The organism is Streptomyces sp. NBC_01716, from assembly GCF_036248275.1.
Classification (GTDB): Bacteria; Actinomycetota; Actinomycetes; order Streptomycetales; family Streptomycetaceae; genus Streptomyces.
Genome location: NZ_CP109181.1, coordinates 2,502,269 through 2,522,075 on the forward strand (window position 1 = coordinate 2,502,269; position 19,807 = coordinate 2,522,075).

Here is a 19,807-nt window from a genome sequence, read left to right on the forward strand (position 1 = left end):
GATCCTCTGGGTGAGTGTCGGGATTTTGACCCAATCCTATGGGGCCCGGCACCGTGCCCACGAAACGGTTTCCCCCGGGCTCTCCCGTCCCGGCCGCGTACAGGCGTCCGTTGCCGGCGTCCGTTGCCGGCGTCCGTTACTGGACGACGCGGCTGGAGGGACCCGACGCGTCGGTGCGCGGCGGCTCCAGGGCGGGTGTCGGCGACGGGCGGCGCCAGCCGGTCTCACCGCGGGCCAGCAGCCAGGACGTCGCCTCGTGCGGGGGCATCGCGGCTGCCACGAGCCAGCCCTGGACGGCGTCGCAGCCCAGGTCGCGCAGGCGCTCCCAGGTCTCGTCGTCCTCGACGCCCTCGGCGACGACCACCAGGCCCAGCGAGTGCGCCAGGTCGATCGTGCAGCGGACGATCTCCGCGTCCTCGTTGTCGATGGCGAGACGGGCCACGAACGAACGGTCGATCTTCAGTTCACTCACCGGGAGACGGCGCAGATGTACGAGCGACGAGTAGCCCGTGCCGAAGTCGTCGAGGGACATCTTCACGCCGTGGCCCGTCAGGCCCGCGAGGGTGTCGGCGGCCCGCTGCGGGTCCTCCAGCAGGACGTGCTCGGTTATCTCCAGCTGGAGCGCGCCGGCCGGGACGCCGTGCCGGGCAAGCCGGGCGGCGACCGCGCCGGCGAAGCCGGGGGTGTGGACGTCGCGCGGCGAGACGTTGACGGCCACCGGTACGAACAGGCCCTGGGCGCGCCAGCGGGCGACCTGGCCGAGCGCCGACTCCAGCACGTACTCGGTGAGGTAGGGCATCAGGCCCGAGGACTCGGCGATCGCGATGAACTCGTCCGGGGGCACCCTCCCCCGGTCCGGATGCACCCACCGTACGAGCGCCTCCAGGCCGACGACCTGGCCGTCGAAGCGGACCTTGGGCTGGTAGTGCAGCTCCACGTCGCCCGCGTCGAGCGCGCGGCGCAGATCGCCCAACAGGCCCAGCCGGTCGGGGGTGTTGGAGTCCCGCTTGGACTCGTACACCTCCACGCCCGTACGGTCCCGCTTGGCCTGGTACATCGCGACGTCGGCCCGCTGGAGCAGCCCTTCCGCGTCCACCGCGTGCTCGGGGTGGACGGCGACGCCGGCACTGGCCTCCAGGACGAGCGTCAGACCGTCCAGGTCGAGCGGCGAGGACAGTTCGGCCGCGAGATGACGGGCCACGCGCTGCGCGCTGGTCGTGGAGTCGACCAGCGGCAGCAGTACGGCGAACTCGTCACCGCCGAGCCGCGCGGCCTCCGCCCCGCGCGGCAGAGCCAGCTTGAGCCGCTCCGCGATCTGCAACAGGAGTCTGTCGCCCGCGAGATGGCCGAGTGTGTCGTTGACGGAGCGGAACCGGTCGAGGTCGATCAGGACCAGCGCGGAGCGGGCGCCGAGGGTCTTGGCCTCCTCCAGCGCCGTCCAGGTCCGCTCCAGGAGCCACTGCCGGTTGGGCAGCCCGGTCAGGGGGTCGCGCAGCTGCTCCTCGGCGCGGGCCCTGGCGATCCACAGCGTGGAGTCGAGGGCGATCAGCGGGACGGCGAACAGGGGCAGGACGACCGGTCTGGACACGGCGACGACGCAGATCAGCGGAGTGATGCCGAGCAGTGCGACGGCGAGCAGACTCTGCCGCAGCAGGGCCGTACGGGCGACGGTCGGCAGGCCGCCGCCCTGCGGGGTCAGCGAATACCACAGGAGGAGGCGGGTCACCACCAGATAGGCCCCGGCCGCCAGCACGATCTCCGGGACGGTGCCGATCCCCCAGTGGAGGGGCTGCCAGGGCTCCGCGACGGTCGGTACGTCGCCGAAGGCGAGCAGGACCAGCGCCGCCGCCCCGATGCCGAGGATGTCCACGGCGCCGTGCAGCGCGCCCTGGCGCCAGCGGTGCCTGCGGGCGATGCCGACCAGTACCACGACAGCGAGGCTGACGAGGCCGGCGGCCACCCAGCCGTAGAGGAGCAGCACCGCGAGGGTGAGGGCGGCGCCCGAGCCGGTGCCGCCCCACCAGCGGTCGCGGCCGAGCGCGACGAGATGACCGACGACGATGCCGGTGAGGACCGCGAGCGACCAGCCGGTGGTGCCGTCCGGGAAGAGCGCCCGGCCGTCCCGGAGCTGCAGGGCGATGCCGAGTGCCAGCACGAAGGCGGCGAGGCCCACCACGACGAGGCCCACTCCGGCCGACGTGCCTCCAACTCCCGCGAACGCGCGCGGGCGTGGGACCGGGGCGGCGGCGCTCTCGGTCGGTTTCATTCCCGTCCCTCTCACAGCCGGCAGTGCCATTACCACGCGATGGCACGTTGTCATGCCACCACGGCTGATTTCCCACACGCAGCCGTGCACGACAGGCGTACCCCTCAACAGTAGGCCGCGAACGGCGTCGGCGGGCAGCGCTCTACCGCTGTTGCCCGAATGCAACCCGCCCTTCCTTATCCATCTGGTATGCGCCGAACGGGTGACCTACGAGGGCTCGTTGTGCCCGTTCGGTCACTCCGGCGCACTCTCCGCAGACGCCTCGTCAGCCGTCTCCGGGGTGTCCTTGGCCGATTCCGGCTCCCCCTCCTCCGGGGCCTCCGGCGCCTGTAGGGCGGCCTCCCGCGCCGCGTCTGGGCCTTCCGCGAGCAGGACGGCGAACCCCGCCTCGTCGAGCACCGGCACCTTCAGCTGCATCGCCTTGTCGAACTTGGAGCCGGGGTTCTCACCGACCACCACGAAGGCCGTCTTCTTCGACACGGCGCCCGTGACCTTCGCTCCGAGCGTCTGGAGCGCCTCTTTCGCGCCATCCCTGGTGTGATTTTCGAGCGTGCCCGTTACGACGACGGTGAGGCCCGCCAGCGGGCGCGGTCCCTGGTCCTCGTCGGTGCCCTCGTCCTCCATACGGACCCCGGCCTCGCGCCATTTGCGCAGGATCTCGCGGTGCCAGTCCTCCTCGAACCACTGCTTGAGCGAGGCGGCGATGGTCGGGCCGACACCCTCGACGGCCGCCAGCTCCTCCTCGGTGGCCTGTTCGATGCGGTCGATGGACCGGAACTCCCGGGCCAGCGCGACCGAGGCGACCGGCCCCACGTGCCGGATGGAGAGCCCCGCGATGATGCGGGCCAGGGGGCGCTGCTTGGCGGCCTCGATGTGCTCCAGCATCGCCAGGGCGTTCTTCTTCGGTCCGCCCTCCTGGTTGGCGAAGACCGTGACGATCTTCTCCTCGCCGGTCTCCGGGTCGCGCTTGGGCAGACCGCTGTCCATGTCGAGCACATAGGCCTTGATGGGCAGCAGCTGGTCAACGGTGAGGGTGAAGAGGTCGCCCTCGTTGAGCAGCGGAGGCGTCGCGGGCTCCAGCGGCTTGGTCAGCGCGGCGGCGGCGACATAGCCGAAGTTCTCGATGTCCAGGCACTTGCGGCCGCCGAGATAGAACAGCCGCTCGCGCAACTGGGCCGGGCAGGAGCGGCTGTTGGGGCAGCGGAGGTCGATGTCTCCCTCCTTCATGGCCTGCAGCGCGGTGCCGCACTCGGGACAGACGGCCGGCATCTCGAACTCGCGCTCGCTGCCGTCCCGCAGATCGGCGACCGGGCCGAGGATCTCCGGGATGACATCGCCCGCCTTGCGCAGCACGACCGTGTCGCCGATGAGGACGCCCTTGGCCTTCACCACCTCCTGGTTGTGGAGCGTGGCGAACTCGACCTGGGAGCCGGCGACCGTGACCGGCTCCACCACCGCGTACGGAGTGACCCGACCGGTGCGTCCCACACCGACCCGGATGTCCACCAGTTTGGTGTTGACCTCCTCCGGCGCGTACTTCCAGGCGATCGCCCAGCGCGGGGCGCGCGAGGTCGAACCGAGCCTCCCCTGGAGGGCGATCTCGTCCAGCTTGACGACGACGCCGTCGATCTCGTGCGCCACCGAGTGCCGGTTCTCACCGAAGTAGGTGATGAACTCCCGTACGCCCGCGAGGTCTTCGACGACCTTGTTGTGCTGGGCCGTCGGCAGACCCCACTCCTCCAGCAGCTCATAGGCGTGCGAGAGGCGGTCGATGTCGAAGCCCGCGCGTGCGCCGATGCCGTGCACCACCATGTGCAGCGGACGCGACGCCGTGATTCTGGGGTCCTTCTGGCGCAGCGAACCCGCCGCAGCGTTGCGCGGATTGGCGAACGGTTTGTCACCGGCCCCGACCAGCCGGGCGTTGAGCTCCTGGAAGCCCTCCATGGGAAAGAAGACCTCGCCGCGGATCTCGACCAGCTCCGGGACGCGGTCGCCCTTCAGCCGGTGCGGGATCTCCGCGATCGTACGGACGTTGGGCGTGATGTCCTCGCCCGTGCGGCCGTCGCCGCGGGTCGCGGCACGCGTGAGTCTGCCCTGCTCGTAGGTGAGATTGACGGCGAGTCCGTCCACCTTCAGCTCGCACAGGAGGTGATAGCCCGGAGCGCCCACCTCCCTGGCGACGCGCTCCGCCCAGGAGGCCAGCTCCTCGTCGTCGAACGCGTTGTCCAGGGAGAGCATGCGCTCGCGGTGCTCGACCGCGGTGAACTCCGTCTCGTACGCCCCCGCGACCTTCTGGGTCGGCGAGTCGGGCGTACGCAGCTCGCCGTACTTCTCCTCCAGCGCCTCCAGGGCGCGCAGCAGCTTGTCGAACTCGCCGTCGCTGACGACCGGCTGGTCCTTCACGTAATACCGGAACCGGTGCTCCTCGACCTGCTCGGCGAGGTGCGCGTGCCGCTCCCGCGCTTCCGCGGGTACTGCCGTCTGCTGTTCGCCAGCCACCGTTTCGTCCTCCCGATTCACCGATTCACCGATTCACTGCGCCGACGCGTCGCCGCGAGCACCGCGATCAGCGCGACCCATCTCTCCGAATGTCACTCAGGGTTGTCCGCGAGGGACCGCGCCGCCCTGACACAGTGCTCCATGGCCGCACGGGCATACGCGGGCGAAGCACCCGCGAGCCCGCACGCCGGAGTGATCACCACGGACTCCGCCAGAATCCCCGGATCCAGCCCCAGCCTGCGCCACAGCGTTCTGATACCCATGACGCTACCTCCCGGGTCTGACAATGGGGCGTCGGTGCCCGGCACCACCCCGGCGAGGAGTCTCACGCCGCCCTCCACCGCCTCGCCGATCGCATCGTCGTCACGCTCGGTGAGTAGCGAGAAGTCGAACGAGACGGCTGCGGCCTCCGCCCGGCGCAGCAGCGCGAACGGCACGTCGGGGGCGCAGGAGTGCACGAGGGCGGGACCTTCGTGCGCCCGCATCACCTGGCGCAGCGCGTCCTCCACGACCTGCCGGTCCACCGCCCGGTGGGTGCGGTAGCCGCTGGCCGTCCTGATCTGCCCGCGCAGTACGGCGGTGAGGGACGGCTCGTCGAGCTGGAGCACCGGCCTGGCGCCCGGCACCCTGCGCCGTACGTCCGCGAGGTGCGCCGTCAGCCCCTCGACCAGGGATCCGGCCAGATCGCGGCAGGCTCCGGGGTCGCTGAGCGCCGACTCGCCGTTGCGCAGTTCCAGAGCCGCGGCGAGCGTCCACGGGCCGACGACCTGGATCTTGAGCGGGCCCTCGTAGCCCTGGGTGAACTCTTCGAGCGCGTCGAGATCCTCGCCCAGCCAGGACCAGGACCGCCGGGTGTCGCGGCCGGGGCGGTCGCCGATCCGCCAGCCGCTGGGCTCCACGCGGGCGAAGACCTCGACCAGCAGCCCGGCGGTCCGGCCGATCATGTCGGCACCGGGGCCGCGCGCGGGCAGTTCGGCGAGGTGCGGGAAGTCCTCGAAGGTGCCGGTGACGGCCTTGGCCGTCTCACGGGCGTCGGTGCCCGGCATGGACCCGACGCCGGTGGCGGCACCCCATACGGCCTGCGCCGGGACGTCGTTCGCGGCCTCGCCGGTCCGTCCCCCCGGCCCGGTCCCGTTGGCCCCGTTGTCGGTCTGGTTCACCGTCCTCATCGTCCCGGCCGCACCGTCAGGTCGTTGATCTCCGCGTCGCGCGGCAGGTCCAGGGCGGTGAGGATCGTCGTCGCGACCGATTCCGGGTCGATCCAGCGCGGGGCGTCGTACTCCTTGCCCTCCTGGCGGTGCACCTTGGCCTGCATGGGCGTGGCCGTACGGCCCGGATAGACCGAGGTGACGCGCACGCCGTTGGGCCGCTCCTCCTGACGGAGGGCGTCGGCGAGCGCCTTGAGGCCGTGCTTGGAGGCGGCGTACGCGCCCCACATGGCATGGGCGTTCAGGCCGGCGCCCGAGTTGACGAAGATCACCTGCCCTTTGGCGGCGCGCAGTTGGGGCAGGAAGAGACGGGTCAGCTCCGCCGGCGCGAGAAGATTCACGTTCAGCTGACCGGTCCAGGTCTTGGGGGTCAGCTCGGCGACCGGGCCGAGTTCGACGACGCCCGCGAAGTGCAGGAGCGAGTCCAGCCGGTCGGGCAGCGTCTGGTGCGACAGCGCCCAGGAGAGCCGGTCGGGGGTCGCGAGGTCGCCGACGAGCGTACGGGCGCCGGGGAAGGCCGCGGCGAGTTCCTTGCCACGGCCGGCGTCGCGTGAGAAGAGCAGCAGGTCGTCGCCGCGCTCGTGCAGCCGGCGCGCGACAGCGGCGCCGATGCCGGAGCCGGCGCCGGTGATCAGATGGGTAGCCATGGGGTCATGTTCGCATCACCCCGTGGCACGGCCCTACGGTCCTGCCGGGGCCCCGCACCTGGTCGGCGCAGACCGGCGGACTCCTCCAGATAGGCGAGGGCGCCCACCGCCTCCTCCGCGAAGAAGACCAGGTCGGTCAGGGGCACGGGGAGGAAGCCCTCGCTGTCCATGCGCTGGAACTGCGCCTTGAGCCCGTCGTAGAAGCCCGCCGTGTTGAGCAGCACCACGGGCTTGTCGTGCAGTCCGTGCTTCTTCAGTTCGAGAATCTCGGTCGCCTCGTCCAGCGTCCCCGTACCGCCCACCATGATCACGACGGCGTCGGACTTCGCGAGGAGCAGCGCCTTGCGCTCCGCGAGGTTCTCGGCGATCACCATCTCGTCGGCCCGCGCCCGCACGGAGGCGCCGAGGAAGCCCACGGAGACCCCGACGAGCCGCCCGCCGGCCTTCTCCACCCCGTCGGCGACGACCTTCATCAGCCCGACGTCGGAACCGCCCCAGACCAGCGTGTGACCGCCCTTGCCGAGGAGTTCGGCGAACTCCCGGGCGGGGCGGGTGTAGCGCTCGTCCAGGTCGGCGGCGGAGAGGAAGACACAGATATCCATGGAGCCACGGTAACCGGGTGACCTCCTTGGGAAGAGGGCGTGGCCGGCCGTTGCTGACGGTAGGAGGGACCAGCACGAGAAGCGGGACCGAAGCGGGACCGGATTCACCGAAGGAGCGGATCGTCATGGCCAAGGGCCACACCATCACCGTCGAGCAGGGCACCACGCATGTACGGGTCGTGCGCGACGGCCAGGTCGTCGCGGACAGCCGCAGGCCGTTGCTGCTGCACGAGACCGGACTGCCCGTCCGTTACTACCTGCCGCCGGAGGACGTACGCACGGAGTTGCTGACGCCCTCGGACACCACCACCCACTGCCCGTTCAAGGGCGACGCCTCCTACTGGTCGCTGCCGGACGCGCCCGATCTGGTGTGGGCGTATCCCGAACCGAAGGACGAGGTCGCCGAGATCAAGAACCACTTCTGCTTCTACGAGACCGAGGTCGTCACGGGCTGAGCGGCGGGCTCCGCGCCATGCTCGCCGGCCATGCCCGGTGCGGGCACGGGCGCGTGGGGTTCAGCGGATCGCGTCGTCCGGCAGCAGCGCGTGCACTCCCCACGCCTGGTTGGCCACCTGCGTCACCCGCAGATCGACCGTCGTACTCGCCAGAGCCAGCGCCGTGGCCCGCTTCACCCCGTACAGCGACGTCATCCACGTCAGCATCGCGTCGAGAGCCCGCGCCGACGCCTCGTTGAGGTCCGCGTCGAAGCCGAAGGTGATCCGGCCGGCCCGGGTCACCGCGTGGGGCGAAGGGAGCGGCGGGGACGGCAGGAGACCGACGGTGAGCCGGGTCGTCATGCCGCACTCGACCGCCGTGCCTGACACCTCGCCGTCGCCCTGCGCGGCGTGCCCGTCGCCGATGCCGAGCAGCGCGTCCGGCACGGTGACGGGGAGGAACAGGGTGGATCCGGCGACCAGTTCGCGGCAGTCGATGTTGCCGCCGCCGAGGGTGCGGGGCGGCGTCGTGGAGTGCTCGCCGGGTTCGTCCGGAGGTGTGCCGATGACGCCGAGGAAGGGCGCCAGGGAGATCGTGTGACCGTACTGGTCGACCCCGGTGCCCTTGTCAGGTCCCACACGAGCCACTCGGATCCCACACGAGCCACTCGGAGTCCTCGTCGGCGATGCCCAGCCGGCGGTTGAGCGGGGTGTCGGACGTCGCCGCCGCGGTGAAGCCCCACGCGTCGGGGCGCAGGGACTCCAGCCGTACGGAGAGGGCCATGCCCGGCTCGGCGCCGCGTACGGCGATCGGCCCCACCAGGCAGTGGCCGCGGCGCTCGTCGAACATGCGCGGGACGGTCTCGTCCGCCGTACGGCGCCGCTCCAGATGACCCGAGCAGTCGAGGGTGTGGACGGTGAGGGTGTCTCCCGGGTCGACGGTGAGCACCGGGGGCAGTTCGCGCGAGAAGACGTCGCTCACCGTGCCGGGCACGGAGTCCAGGAAGTGCTCGGCCACGGTGGGGTCCCTTCGGTCGGCGGCGGGTCCGCGCCAGCCTCCCACAGAGGCAAGGGCATGGCCCGGGGCCTGTCCCCGGGCCGTCGTTCGGTGCTCAGGCGCAGCGCTCAGCCGCGGCGCACGGTGAACTCGGCCCGGCGTACGCGCAGTACGGTCCGGCCGCCCTCGGTCGAGACGCGCGCGCCCTCGCACCGTGCCGGACCCTCCACCGCGACCACCGACTCCCCGCCGCCCGAAGCGCCCGCGGCGCCGAGCGCGCGGAACGTCGCGCGGCCGTCGGCGGCGCCGGTGAGTTCCGCCGTCGCGTACGCGACGCGCAGGCCTCCCACGTCCAGTCCGAGCGGCAGCATCGCCGCCGTACGACCGGGCAGACGCAGCTTCTCGCCGCCGAAGAGGGGCTTGCCGTTCTCCGTGACCGTGAAGTCCTGGTCGTATCCCGACGAGACGTTGAAGGCGTGCAGCAGCCGTCCGCGCTCGCCGTCCGCCGTCGTCAGCAGGAAGACTCCCGGGCCGGTCGCGCTGTGCCGGATGCCCGGGGTGGCGTCCAGGGCGCGGAAGGCACGTCCCCAGAAGGTGAGGTCGCACTGGTAGTCCGTGGTGATCACGACGGCTCGCCCCCGCCCGAGCGGGATGTCGAAGCCGCAGCCCTTGCCGGTGGACAGCTCGCGCAGCACCGTCCTGCCCCGCGTGGGCTCGCACAACTGGGCGCGTGACAGCCGTACTTCGGGGAGCGGCGCCGCCCAGTCGTGGGCGGTGACGGACAGCCAGAAACGGTTCGCGTCGGTGAGCGTGGAGCCGGCTTTCAGGCCCAGCGCGTCCGCGAGCACGGTGCAGCGCTTGTCTGCCATGTCCTTGACCGGCAGCCTCCCCGACAGGAGCAGCTTGCCGCCCGCCTCCGTGAAGCGGACGAGGCGCCGCTGGAGTCCGGCCCCCAGATGCTCGCCGGTGGCCAGCGCGATCACCGGTACGTCCTTCGGGTCCGGATCGCCCGCCTGGAGGTTCACGCTCCGGTAGCGGAAGCCGCCGAGCAGCATCGCGCGGGCCAGGGAGCCGCGCGGGCCCGCGCCGCGCGTGTTCACCGCTTCGTCCAGCACGCGCTGTACGGATGCCAGCTCCGGCGGGTGGTACTCGGTCAGATAGTGGTCCGGTACGAAACCGAGCGCCACGTCGTCGTACGTCGTACGCATCGGCGCGAGGACGTCGGCGAGCCCGCCCATCGCACGTACGGTCTCCCGCGTCGACGCGTAGCTGACCCCCGGCCGGCCCTCCGGATCGACCGGTGCGGCGAAGCCGTGCCGCTCGCCCGTGATGCCGATCCGGTCGTTCCCGTCGCCGGTCGGCTTGTCGAGCTTCGGGTTGAACCCGCCCGCGAACAGGTAGTAGTTGAGCATTTTCGCGCCCTGCGCGACACAGAGCCGGGTCTTGAGATCCACGCCCGACGGGCTGGTCTGCTGGTCCATGTTCTGCCCGTAGTCGGCGTGCCCGGCGTCGAATTCCAGCGCCGTGACCGGCTGGTCCTTGTCGTTGACGGCGTCCATGAAGGCGTTGATGAGATACAGGTCGGTGACATTGCGCAGGGTCAGATCGCCGAGGTAGAAGTCCGCGCCGGAGATCGTCCCCGCGATTCCCCCGTAGGTCTCCATGAGTTGGCTGATCCCGATGGGGAACGGTTCGGCGCGGCTGTCGGAGGTGCCGTGGATGTTGATCACGAACGGGACGCCGGTGACCCCGTACTCCTCGGCGGCGGTGCGCAGTTCGGCGACGTACCGCGCGAAGCGGCCCCGCATGAAGCGGCCCAGATCGTGCATCAGGGCCGCGCCGTAGGCGTCCTTCGGATTGCGGATCGCCTTGCGCCGCGCGGCGAGGTCCTCGCCCGCGAAGGGGTAGCGGGCGGCGAGTGAGTCCCCGTACTCCGTGCGCAGCCAGCCGTCGAAGTCGGACGTCAAGTGATCGGTGAGGTCGGGCGAGTTGCTGACCCAGGCCAGCATGCCGATCTCGTTGTCGAGCTGTACGGAGATGACGGGGCCGCCGCTGCCGTACAGCCGCTTCGCGAGGACGGGCATGACCGCCGCGTACCAGAGGCGCGTCTCCTTGAGGAAGGCAGGCGCGAGGTAGTCGACGGTGGGTGTGGTGGCGGGGGCGTCGTTCCAGCCGGTGGAGACGATCTCGGGGTGGTCGTCGCGCACCCGCTCGGGGACGCCCTCGCCCTTCAACTCGGCCATGGTGAAGGGGCCGGGGCGGGCGATGAAGTGGAAGCCGTTGCGGTGGCAGAGGTCGATGAAGGCGCCGAGGTCGCGCTCGGGGCGGGTACGGCCGGTGACGTCGATGGTGCCGTCGGGCAACTCGTGCCACATCCAGGGGATGTACGAGGCGATGGTGTTGAGGCCGGCGGCCTTGGCGCGGTCGAGCCTGGACTGCCAGTCCGCCTTCTTCAGGCGGAAGTAGTGGATCTCTCCGGCGAGGACGAGGGCGGGTTTCCCGCCGATGAGGATCTGCTTGTTCCGGTACGAGACGGAGCTGGCCGGGGTGGTGCCGCCGGGTGCGGCCGGGGTGGCCGGCGTTGCCTGGGCGGCCTCGGCGGCCTGGGCGTCGCGGGCGGACAGGCCGGCGGTGGCGAGCGTACCGAGGGCGGCTCCGCCGAGGACGGTGCGGCGGCGTGGGGCGGGGGCGGCAGGCGTCATGGCGTCGCACTTCCTGGGGGGAGAGAAGAACGGGGGGCGGCTCGGCGGAGCGGGCGGCAGCCGATGTATGCGCTGCCTGTATGCGCTTACACGCACCTTGGAGCAGGCCCCTCGCGAGCCACAAGTGCCCGTCCGATCACGCTTGGGTAACGGGGCCGGCCGCCCCTGATTCGGATCGGCCCGTCAGCCGACCGGCCCGCGAGCCCGTCAGGCGGTCAGCCCGTCAGGCGGTCAGGGCTTCCGTGCGCCGTGCCGTCGTCGCGATCGTGGCCGAGCCGACCACACGCGTGCCGTCGTACAGCACGATCGCCTGGCCCGGGGCCACACCCCGTACGGGCTCCGCGAAGTCGACGCGCAGGGTGCCGTCGACCAGTTCGGCGGTGACCGGTGTCTCGTCGCCGTGGGCGCGCAGCTGGGCCGTGTAGGCACCGGGGCCGGACGGGGCCGTACCGCCGCACCAGCGGGGCCTGATGGCCGTCAGGGCGGTGACGTCGAGTGCGGCCACGGGGCCGACCGTGACGGTGTTGTCGACGGGCGAGATGTCCAGCACGTAGCGCGGCTTGCCGTCCGGCGCCGGGTGGCCGATCCGCAGGCCCTTGCGCTGGCCGATCGTGAACCCGTGGGCGCCCTCGTGCGTACCGACCTTGGCCCCGGACTCGTCGACGATGTCCCCCTCCGCCTTGCCGAGACGGGCGGCGAGGAAGCCCTGGGTGTCGCCGTCCGCGATGAAGCAGATGTCGTGGCTGTCGGGCTTCTTGGCGACGGCCAGGTCGCGGCGCTCGGCCTCCGCGCGGATCTCGTCCTTCGTGGTGAGGGTGTCCCCGAGCGGGAACATGGCGTGCGCGAGCTGGCGCTCGTCGAGCACGCCGAGGACGTACGACTGGTCCTTGGCCATGTCGCTCGCGCGGTGCAGCTCACGGGTCCCGTCGGGGCCGGTGACGACCGTCGCGTAGTGGCCGGTGCAGACGGCGTCGAAGCCGAGCGCGATCGCCTTGTCGAGCAGCGCCGCGAACTTGATCTTCTCGTTGCAGCGCAGACACGGGTTCGGGGTGCGCCCGGCCTCGTACTCGGCGATGAAGTCCTCGACGACATCCTCACGGAAGCGCTCGGCGAGGTCCCATACGTAGAAGGGGATGCCGATGACGTCGGCGGCCCTGCGTGCGTCGCGGGAGTCCTCGATGGTGCAACAGCCCCGCGCGCCCGTACGGAACGACTGCGGGTTCGCGGAGAGCGCGAGATGGACACCGGTGACGTCGTGGCCGGCTTCGGCGGCACGGGCGGCGGCGACGGCGGAGTCCACGCCGCCGGACATGGCGGCGAGCACACGGAGAGGGCGCTGGGGTGTCTGAGTCATAGCCACACCAGCGTACGGGTGCCGGGGAACCAGAGTCGCGCGAGTATCCGTTGTCGGTTCATGGGCAAGAGAAGGCGGGGGGCCGTGAGCGGTGACATCCCGGGCGCGGGCGGCTCGGACGAGGGCGGGACGCCGGTCGGCGACGGGCCGGCGGGCGGCGGACAGGACGGCGGCGGGCCGACGATCGGCCGGCGCACACTGCTGATCGGCGGCGCCGCCGTGCTGGTGGGCGGCGGGGCGATCGCGGTCGTGGCGGGCCAGGACCAGGCGACACGGCTCTGGTATCGCGTACCGGGCGTGGAGAAGCCGCGCAAGCCGGGTGAGCTCGATCACGCGGGCGCCGAGTGGGTGGCGGCGTCGTCGGCGAACTGGCGCCGCGCGGACCGGCCCGACGACTACGCCGTTGACCGGGTGATCATCCACGTCGTGCAGGGCAGCTACCGGACGGCGCTCAAGGTCTTCAAGGACCCGGCGCACCAGGCGGCCACGCACTACGTGGTGCGCAAGGACGGGCATGTGGCGCAGATGATCCGCGAGCTGGACGTGGCGTACCAGGCGGGGAACCGCTCGTACAACGAACGCGGCGTCGGCATCGAGCACGAGGGCTTCGTGGACCGGCCGGAGGACTTCACGGACGCGATGTACGCGTCGTCGGCGCGGCTGACGGCGGGAATCTGTGAGCGGTACGGGATACCGGTCGACCGGAAGCACATCATCGGCCACGTGGAGGTCCCTGGCACGGACCACACGGACCCGGGGCCGCACTGGGACTGGGACCGGTACATGAAGCTGGTGCGGGCGGCGCGGGCGGAGCGCGCTTCGCGGGAGCAGCAGCGGTAGCTGGGTTGCGGTTTCGTTGCCGGGGGCGGGGTTCGGGGCCTCCGGAGGGGTATGTCCGGACGGCATGACCCCGGAGCGGCACCCGGACACCCACCCGCACCACGAACCCCCGCCGGAGGCGAACCGGCCCTAGCTCAGACCCGCCGTCCTCGCCCGCTCCACCGCCGGGCCGATCGCTGACGCCACCGCCTTGACGTCCGCCTCCGTAGAAGTGTGGCCGAGGGAGAACCGCAGCGTGCCGCGCGCCAGTTCGGGGGCGGTGCCGGTGGCCAGCAGTACGTGGCTGGGCTGGGCGACCCCCGCCGTACAGGCCGATCCCGTCGAGCACTCGATCCCCTGCGCGTCCAGCAGCAGGAGCAGCGAGTCGCCCTCACACCCCGGGAAGCTGAAATGGGCGTTGGCGGGGAGGCGGTCGACCGGGTCGCCGCCGAGGATCGCGTCCGGTACGGCCTTCCGTACGGAGGCGATCAACTCGTCGCGCAGGGCGCCGATGTCACGCGCGAACTCACCGCGCCGTTCGGCGGCGAGCCGCCCCGCGACGGCGAACGCGGCGATGGCGGGGACGTCGAGGGTGCCCGAGCGCACATGGCGTTCCTGGCCGCCGCCGTGCAGGACGGGGACGGGGGTGTACTCACGGCCGAGGAGCAGCGCGCCGACGCCGTAGGGGCCGCCGACCTTGTGGCCGGTGACGGTCATCGCGGCGAGCCCCGAGGAGCCGAAGTCGACCTCGGTCTGGCCGAACGCCTGGACGGCGTCCGAGTGCAGCGGCACGCCGAACTCGGCCGCGACCTCGGCGAGTTCGCGTACCGGGAGGATCGTGCCGATCTCGTTGTTCGCCCACATGACGGTGGCGAGGGCCACGTCGTCGGGGTTGCGTTCGATGGCCGCGCGCAGGGTCTCGGGCGAGACCCTGCCGTATCCGTCGACGGCCAGATACTCGACGTTCGCGCCCTCGTGCTCGCCGAGCCAGTCGACGGCGTCGAGGACCGCGTGGTGCTCCACGGGGCTGGCGAGCACACGCGTCCTGGCCGGGTCGGCGTCCCGGCGGGACCAGTAGAGGCCCTTCACCGCGAGGTTGTCGGCCTCCGTGCCGCCGGAGGTGAAGACGACCTCGCTGGGCCGGGCGCCGAGGGAGTCGGCGAGGTCTTCGCGCGCCTCCTCGACGGTACGCCGGGCCCGCCGCCCGGCGGCATGCAACGAGGACGCGTTGCCGACGTCGGCGAACCGGGCGGTCATCACCTCGATCGCCTCGGGAAGCATCGGGGTGGTAGCGGCGTGGTCGAGATAAGCCATGGTGGTGCCGATTCTACGAGCCGCGGTGGCTGCCGGTCGCGGTGGGCGGGGGTGGAACGGGGGTTTGGAGCGGTACGGGGTGGTCCCGGAGGGGTCCCACGGCCCCGGGCCCCGGGAGGTATCACCGTGAATGAGGGATGGCACGACGGGTCGCGGCGGAAGCCGAGATATTTGTCACCGCCGAACCGGATCGCCGGTTCGACACCCCGCACCACCGGCGACAAGCGGCCTCGTCGGCTTCCTGCCCGCCCAACCGGCCGCGCGGATCTGCTCCGCGAGGGGATCGACGGCGCGCGCGGGGGCTGTGACCGGCTCCCGGGCCCCGGCCGCTGTCAGACCCGGCGAGTAGCGTGCTGAGCATGGATGGATGGTCTCTTGACCGCACCTTCAGCAGCTGTCCGGTGCCGTCCGGTGGGGAGTCCTCGGGCCCGCCGACGGGCCGCCCGTCGTGCTGCTGCACGGGACACCGTTCTCGTCGTACGTGTGGCGGGACCCCGCGCGGGCTCTCGCGCGGCGGCATCGCGTGTACGTGTGGGACATGCCCGGGTTCGGGGCGTCGGAGATGCGGCGGGGGCAGGACGTGTCGCTCGGCGCGCAGGCGCGGGTCTTCGGCGAACTGCTCGGGCACTGGGGGCTGGAGCGGCCCGCCGTCGTCGCGCACGACTTCGGGGGATGCGTCGCCCTGCGCGCGACGCTGCTGCACGGGGCGCGGTACGAAAGGCTGGCGCTCGTCGACCCTGTCGCACTCGCGCCCTGGGGGTCGCCCACATATCGGCTCCTCGGTGAACACGGCCACGTCTTCGGCCAGTTGCCACCCGGACTGCATCGGGCGCTCGTGCGGGAGTACGTCGGTTCGGCCAGCCACCCCGGGCTGCGCCCCGACGTCCTGGACGCGCTGGTGGAGCCCTGGTGCACCGAGTCGGGGCAGCCCGCGTTCTACCGGCAGATCGCGCAGAACGACCGGCGTTTCACCGACGAGATCGAGGGCCGGTACGGCGAGTTGGACCTGCCGGTGCTGATCTGCTGGGGCGAGGAGGACACCTGGATCCCGCACGAGAAGGGGCGGCAGCTCGCCGGGCTTGTCCCCGGGGCCGAGCTGCGTCTCGTCGCGGGCGCGGGCCATCTCGTACAGGAGGACGCGCCCGCCGAACTCACCCTGGCGCTGGCCGACTTCCTCAGTCCGGCTCCATGACCCCGACGACGGCCCCGCTACCGCGCCCCAGGCACCCTCGCCTCGCGAGGGGCCCTGGCCAGTTGGCGGGCCTGGGCGACCAGGCGGTCCGCGCTGTCCCAGACGTCCGCGTCCTCCTCCAGATAGCCGCCCGCCAGATTCCGCGTGGTGACGAAAACCCGCAGCGGCCCCGGCGCGGGGCGGCAGCGGATGTGCGTGGTCAGTTCGACGGTCGGGGTCCAGCCCATGAGCCCGAGATCGAAGGCGGTCGGCGGGAAGGCGTCCACCGTCAGCAGCAGCGAGAGCGGGTCCGGCTCACGGCCGTCGGCCAGCGAGAACCAGCCGCGCATCTCGCCCTTGCCGGACGGGGCGCCGATCGCCCAGCCCGCGGTGGCCGGGTCCAGCCTGATCAGGACGCGCCGCGCGAAGCCCGAGTCGTCGGGAAAGGCGGCGGGCCCGTCCTCCGTACCGAGGCAGTGCTCGGACGGCGGCAGTGCGGGCGGCTTCACCGACGTGCGGACGTCGTCGCCGAGCGAGTCCAGCGAGCCGTACGCCGCCATGACCCGGACGCGTTCGACCTCGGTGCCGTCCGCCTCGTACTGGAAGAGCGACGCCTGGCCCGTGGCGAGGCTCCGGCCGGTGCGCACCGTCTCCGTACGGACGACGGCGGGGCCGGGCTTGGACGGGGTCAGATAGTGGGCGGTGACCGTGAACGGATCGGGGTGCGACAGCGCGTCACGCAGGGCGCGGGCCACGATCGCCAGCAGATAGCCGCCGTTGACGGCGGAGAGGATCGCCCAGCCTTCGGAGAGGTCGGCGTCGTAGACGCCCGGTTCACGGAGGGTGACGGAGGTGTCCCGGTCGAACTCGCTGTCCGCGGTGGATGCCCGCGCTGTGTGCGCTGCCTGTGCCATGGGCAGAACGGTACAACAACGCAATACTGAGCGGTAGCTTAGATGTTCGGTTCCGCCGGCCCCTCGGCCGCCGTCGAGCGGCGCCTGTACGCGCGCGGCGCCCGCCAGTGGAAGCGCATCGACAGCAGCCGCAGCACGAACGCGGTGACGACCGCGAGCCCGCTCGTCAGCCCGGTCAGCGCGTCGAGACGGATACAGATCACCACCATCGTCGCGCCGACGATCGCGGGCACCGCGTACAGGTCGCGGTCCCAGCGCAGCAGCGACGGGACCTCGTTGGCGAGCACGTCGCGCAGCACACCACCGCCCGCGGCCGTGGCCAGACCGAGTGCGGCGGACGGGACGAGGCCGAGCCCGTACTCGTGCGCCTTCACCGTGCCCGTGACGCAGAACAGCCCGAGCCCCGCCGCGTCGAAGACGTTCACCGCGCCCTGGATGCGCTCGACATGCGGATGCAGGAAGAAGACCAGGACCGTCGCGACCAGCGGCATGGTGAAGTAGCCGAGGTCGGTGAAGGCGGCGGGCGGTACGGCTCCGATGACCAGGTCCCGGAGCAGCCCGCCGCCCAGCCCGGTGACCTCGGCGAGCACCGCTATCCCGAAGACGTCGAAGTTCTTGCGGACGGCCAGCAGCGCGCCGGATATCGCGAAGACGAAGATGCCCGCGAGGTCGAGCGAGTGCTGGACGGAGGGGGTGAACAGTTCTTCGAACACCAGACCGTTCTACACCGTGAACAAAGCGCCAGGTCAAGCGCCGGCACCCCTCACGTTCCCCGTCTCACACCGGCTCCGTCAGCGCCCCCGGCTCCGCCTCCGTCACCGCCGCGATCCCCGTCGCCCTCGTCCGCTCCACCGTCCCCGCCTCGATCTCCGCCGCGAAGTGGCACGCCACCCGGTGGCCGTCCCCCACCACCGTCAGCTCCGGCCGCTCCGTCGCGCACCGCGTCTCCTGCTTCCACGGGCAGCGCGTATGGAATCGGCACCCCGCCGGCGGGGCCGCCGGGGACGGCAGATCGCCGTGGAGCAGGATGCGTTCGCGGCGGTCCTCCAGGTCCGGGTCGGGCACCGGCACCGCCGACATCAGCGCCCTCGTGTACGGGTGCCTCGGCTCCGCGTACAGCGCGTCGCTCGGTGCCTCCTCCACCAGCGAGCCCAGATACATGACGCCGATGACATCCGAGATGTGGCGGACCACGGCCAGGTCGTGGGCGATGACGAGATAGGTCAGGCCCTTGGACTCCTGAAGCTCCTCAAGGAGGTTGATCACCTGCGCCTGGATGGAGACGTCGAGCGCGGAGACCGGCTCGTCGCAGATGATCACGTCCGGTTCGAGGACGAGCGCCCGCGCGATACCGATGCGCTGGCGCTGGCCGCCGGAGAACTCGTGCGGATAACGCGCGAGCGCGTTCGCCGACAGGCCGACCTCCGCGAGGATCTTCTTGATCCGCTCGCGGCGCTCCTCCTGGTCCGCGCCGATGCCGTGCGCCGCCATCCCCTCGGAGAGGATCGACTCGATGTTCTGCCGGGGGTTGAGGCTGCCCAGCGGGTCCTGGAAGACCATCTGAAGGCGGTGCCGGATCCGCCGCATCTCCTCGTCCGGCAGCTTCGCCAGATCCGTGCCGTCGAAGACGACTTCGCCCTCGGTGATGTCGACGAGGCGCAGGACCGCCCGGCCGAGGGTGGTCTTGCCGCAGCCCGACTCGCCGACCAGGCCGTACGTCTGACCCGCCTCGACCTTCAGCGAGACACCGTCGACGGCGTAGACATGGCCGACGGTGCGGTCGAAGAAGATGCCCTTCTTGACGGGGAAGTGGACCTTCACGCCGTCCAGTTCGAGCAGACTCATGAGGAGACCTCCGCCGTGCCGGTGGCAGCCTCCGCCGGCAGGACCGGGTTGACGCAGCGCACCTGGTGGCCCGGTGCGCGCGGTTCGGTGAGTTCCGGGGTGCCCGTCAGGCACTCCATCGTGTAGAAGTCGCAGCGGGGCGCGAACGCGCAGCCGTCGGCCCACGCGATCTTGTCGTTGATCGACCCGCGGATCGGCCTGAGCGGGTCGCCGCGCGGTGCGTCGAGACGTGGGATGGAGCCGAGCAGACCGTGCGCGTACGGATGGGTGGGGTGCGCGAACAGTTCACGGCGGCCGGCCGTTTCCACCGCCCGTCCCGCGTAGAGCACATTGACCTGGTCGCACAACCCGGCGACGACGCCCAGGTCATGAGTGATCATCAGAAGCGCCGTGCCCTGCTGGTCGACCAACTCCTTGAGGAGTTCGAGGATCTGGGCCTGGATGGTGACGTCGAGCGCCGTCGTCGGCTCGTCCGCGATCAGCAGGCGCGGTGCGCACGCGACCGCCATGGCGATGAGCGCGCGCTGCCGCATGCCGCCGGAGAGCTGGTGCGGGTACTCCTTCAGCCGCCGGTCCGGGTCGGGGATCCCCACCCGGTCGAGCAGCGAGGCGGCTTCCTTACGGGCCGGTTCGCCCTTCAGCCCGCGGTGGCGGCTCAGGATCTCGGTGACCTGAACGCCGATGGGGACGACCGGGTTGAGCGAGGACAGCGGGTCCTGGAAGATCATCGCTAGCTGGCTGCCGCGCAGATCGCGGATCTTCCTCTCGCCCATGGAGAGCAGGTCCGCGCCGTCGAACTCCGCCCGCCCGCCGACGCTCACCCCCTTCCCCGGGAGCAGCCCCATCAGGGCGAGCGCGGTCACGGACTTGCCGCAGCCCGACTCGCCCACCAGTCCTACTACTTGGCCCTCGGCGACATCGAAGGAGACACCGTCGACGGCCTTCGTGCCGAGCCCTCGGCCGGCACTCCTCCCCCGTCCCCTTCCCTGCTCCGCGAAGGTCACCGACAGTGCGTCAACCGACAGTAGCGACATA

15 protein-coding genes and 2 pseudogenes are annotated in these 19,807 nt (G+C 71.5%); 3 read left to right on the plus strand and 14 right to left on the minus strand.

Features of this window, described 5'->3' with window-relative positions; genetic code table 11:
- Positions 1–136: 136 nt before the first annotated feature.
- The 5 genes and pseudogenes from OIE74_RS10655 to OIE74_RS10675 form a co-directional block, all read right to left on the minus strand.
- The gene (locus tag OIE74_RS10655) at positions 137–2,266 is read right to left on the minus strand and encodes a putative bifunctional diguanylate cyclase/phosphodiesterase (protein WP_329381158.1); all 2,130 of its coding nucleotides are present in this window, start codon (positions 2,264–2,266) and stop codon (positions 137–139) included.
- 234 nt (positions 2,267–2,500) lie between these two features.
- Positions 2,501–4,765 carry an NAD-dependent DNA ligase LigA gene (gene ligA, locus OIE74_RS10660; RefSeq protein WP_329381160.1) on the minus strand — a complete coding sequence of 755 codons (2,265 nt, stop codon included), beginning with the start codon at positions 4,763–4,765 and terminating at the stop codon, positions 2,501–2,503.
- Between the two features lie 92 nt (positions 4,766–4,857).
- Entirely contained in the window at positions 4,858–5,925 is a 1,068-nt protein-coding gene (locus tag OIE74_RS10665; protein WP_329381164.1) for a methionine synthase, read from the minus strand.
- A gap of 5 nt (positions 5,926–5,930) precedes the next feature.
- Complete coding sequence (locus tag OIE74_RS10670; RefSeq protein ID WP_329381165.1) at positions 5,931–6,620, minus strand: SDR family oxidoreductase; 690 nt, start codon at positions 6,618–6,620, stop codon at positions 5,931–5,933.
- Positions 6,621–6,685: 65 nt separating this feature from the next.
- Positions 6,686–7,222 (minus strand): annotated as a pseudogene (locus tag OIE74_RS10675) (TIGR00730 family Rossman fold protein); the annotation flags it as partial.
- A 125-nt stretch (positions 7,223–7,347) separates the two neighbouring features.
- Between OIE74_RS10675 and OIE74_RS10680 the strand changes: the two are divergent.
- Positions 7,348–7,677 (plus strand): DUF427 domain-containing protein, encoded by a 330-nt coding sequence (locus tag OIE74_RS10680; RefSeq protein WP_329381167.1) that lies wholly within the window; start codon positions 7,348–7,350, stop codon positions 7,675–7,677.
- Between the two features lie 60 nt (positions 7,678–7,737).
- Here OIE74_RS10680 and OIE74_RS10685 read toward each other — a convergent pair whose 3' ends face one another.
- The 4 genes from OIE74_RS10685 to mnmA form a co-directional block, all read right to left on the minus strand.
- Positions 7,738–8,295, minus strand: coding sequence for an acetamidase/formamidase family protein (locus OIE74_RS10685; RefSeq protein ID WP_329381169.1), 558 nt, complete (start codon positions 8,293–8,295; stop codon positions 7,738–7,740).
- Positions 8,285–8,674, minus strand: a complete 390-nt coding sequence (locus OIE74_RS10690) for an acetamidase/formamidase family protein (protein WP_329381171.1) — start codon at positions 8,672–8,674, stop codon at positions 8,285–8,287. Before OIE74_RS10690 ends, OIE74_RS10685 begins: the two co-directional genes overlap by 11 nt.
- A 107-nt stretch (positions 8,675–8,781) precedes the next feature.
- The gene (locus tag OIE74_RS10695; protein WP_329381173.1) at positions 8,782–11,355 is read right to left on the minus strand and encodes a beta-galactosidase; all 2,574 of its coding nucleotides are present in this window, start codon (positions 11,353–11,355) and stop codon (positions 8,782–8,784) included.
- 223 nt (positions 11,356–11,578) lie between these two features.
- Positions 11,579–12,709 (minus strand): tRNA 2-thiouridine(34) synthase MnmA, encoded by a 1,131-nt coding sequence (mnmA, locus tag OIE74_RS10700; RefSeq protein WP_329381176.1) that lies wholly within the window; start codon positions 12,707–12,709, stop codon positions 11,579–11,581.
- Positions 12,710–12,769: 60 nt separating this feature from the next.
- Between mnmA and OIE74_RS10705 the strand changes: the two genes are divergently transcribed.
- Complete coding sequence (locus OIE74_RS10705; RefSeq protein ID WP_443076077.1) at positions 12,770–13,549, plus strand: N-acetylmuramoyl-L-alanine amidase; 780 nt, start codon at positions 12,770–12,772, stop codon at positions 13,547–13,549.
- 129 nt (positions 13,550–13,678) lie between these two features.
- On the opposite strand, the gene OIE74_RS10710 is transcribed toward OIE74_RS10705, so the two are convergent.
- The gene (locus tag OIE74_RS10710) at positions 13,679–14,842 is read right to left on the minus strand and encodes a cysteine desulfurase family protein (protein ID WP_329381179.1); all 1,164 of its coding nucleotides are present in this window, start codon (positions 14,840–14,842) and stop codon (positions 13,679–13,681) included.
- Between the two features lie 359 nt (positions 14,843–15,201).
- Between OIE74_RS10710 and OIE74_RS10715 the strand changes: the two are divergent.
- A pseudogene (locus OIE74_RS10715) lies at positions 15,202–16,034 on the plus strand (alpha/beta fold hydrolase).
- Positions 16,035–16,051: 17 nt separating this feature from the next.
- Here the strand turns inward: OIE74_RS10715 and OIE74_RS10720 are convergent.
- The 4 genes from OIE74_RS10720 to OIE74_RS10735 all read right to left on the minus strand — a co-directional run bounded on the left by OIE74_RS10720 (position 16,052) and on the right by OIE74_RS10735 (position 19,806).
- Complete coding sequence (locus OIE74_RS10720; RefSeq protein ID WP_329381182.1) at positions 16,052–16,927, minus strand: thioesterase family protein; 876 nt, start codon at positions 16,925–16,927, stop codon at positions 16,052–16,054.
- 38 nt (positions 16,928–16,965) lie between these two features.
- Positions 16,966–17,640, minus strand: a complete 675-nt coding sequence (locus OIE74_RS10725) for a trimeric intracellular cation channel family protein (protein WP_329381185.1) — start codon at positions 17,638–17,640, stop codon at positions 16,966–16,968.
- A 64-nt stretch (positions 17,641–17,704) separates the two neighbouring features.
- A complete protein-coding gene (locus tag OIE74_RS10730) occupies positions 17,705–18,772 on the minus strand; it encodes an ABC transporter ATP-binding protein (RefSeq protein ID WP_329381188.1) in 1,068 nt (355 codons plus the stop codon).
- Positions 18,769–19,806, minus strand: a complete 1,038-nt coding sequence (locus tag OIE74_RS10735; protein WP_329381191.1) for an ABC transporter ATP-binding protein — start codon at positions 19,804–19,806, stop codon at positions 18,769–18,771. Before OIE74_RS10735 ends, OIE74_RS10730 begins: the two co-directional genes overlap by 4 nt.
- Position 19,807 lies beyond the last annotated feature (1 nt).

What these genes read in the sequence shown, in the direction of transcription:
- OIE74_RS10655 (WP_329381158.1), bottom strand. Translation starts at nt 2,266, where the DNA reads ATGAAACCGACCGAGAGCGCCGCCGCCCCGGTCCCACGCCCGCGCGCG.
- OIE74_RS10670 (WP_329381165.1), bottom strand. Translation starts at nt 6,620, where the DNA reads ATGGCTACCCATCTGATCACCGGCGCCGGCTCCGGCATCGGCGCCGCT.
- OIE74_RS10680 (WP_329381167.1), top strand. Translation starts at nt 7,348, where the DNA reads ATGGCCAAGGGCCACACCATCACCGTCGAGCAGGGCACCACGCATGTA.
- OIE74_RS10695 (WP_329381173.1), bottom strand. Translation starts at nt 11,355, where the DNA reads ATGACGCCTGCCGCCCCCGCCCCACGCCGCCGCACCGTCCTCGGCGGA.
- mnmA (WP_329381176.1), bottom strand. Translation starts at nt 12,709, where the DNA reads ATGACTCAGACACCCCAGCGCCCTCTCCGTGTGCTCGCCGCCATGTCC.
- OIE74_RS10705 (WP_443076077.1), top strand. Translation starts at nt 12,770, where the DNA reads ATGGGCAAGAGAAGGCGGGGGGCCGTGAGCGGTGACATCCCGGGCGCG.
- OIE74_RS10710 (WP_329381179.1), bottom strand. Translation starts at nt 14,842, where the DNA reads ATGGCTTATCTCGACCACGCCGCTACCACCCCGATGCTTCCCGAGGCG.
- OIE74_RS10720 (WP_329381182.1), bottom strand. Translation starts at nt 16,927, where the DNA reads ATGGCACAGGCAGCGCACACAGCGCGGGCATCCACCGCGGACAGCGAG.
- OIE74_RS10730 (WP_329381188.1), bottom strand. Translation starts at nt 18,772, where the DNA reads ATGAGTCTGCTCGAACTGGACGGCGTGAAGGTCCACTTCCCCGTCAAG.
- OIE74_RS10735 (WP_329381191.1), bottom strand. Translation starts at nt 19,806, where the DNA reads ATGTCGCTACTGTCGGTTGACGCACTGTCGGTGACCTTCGCGGAGCAG.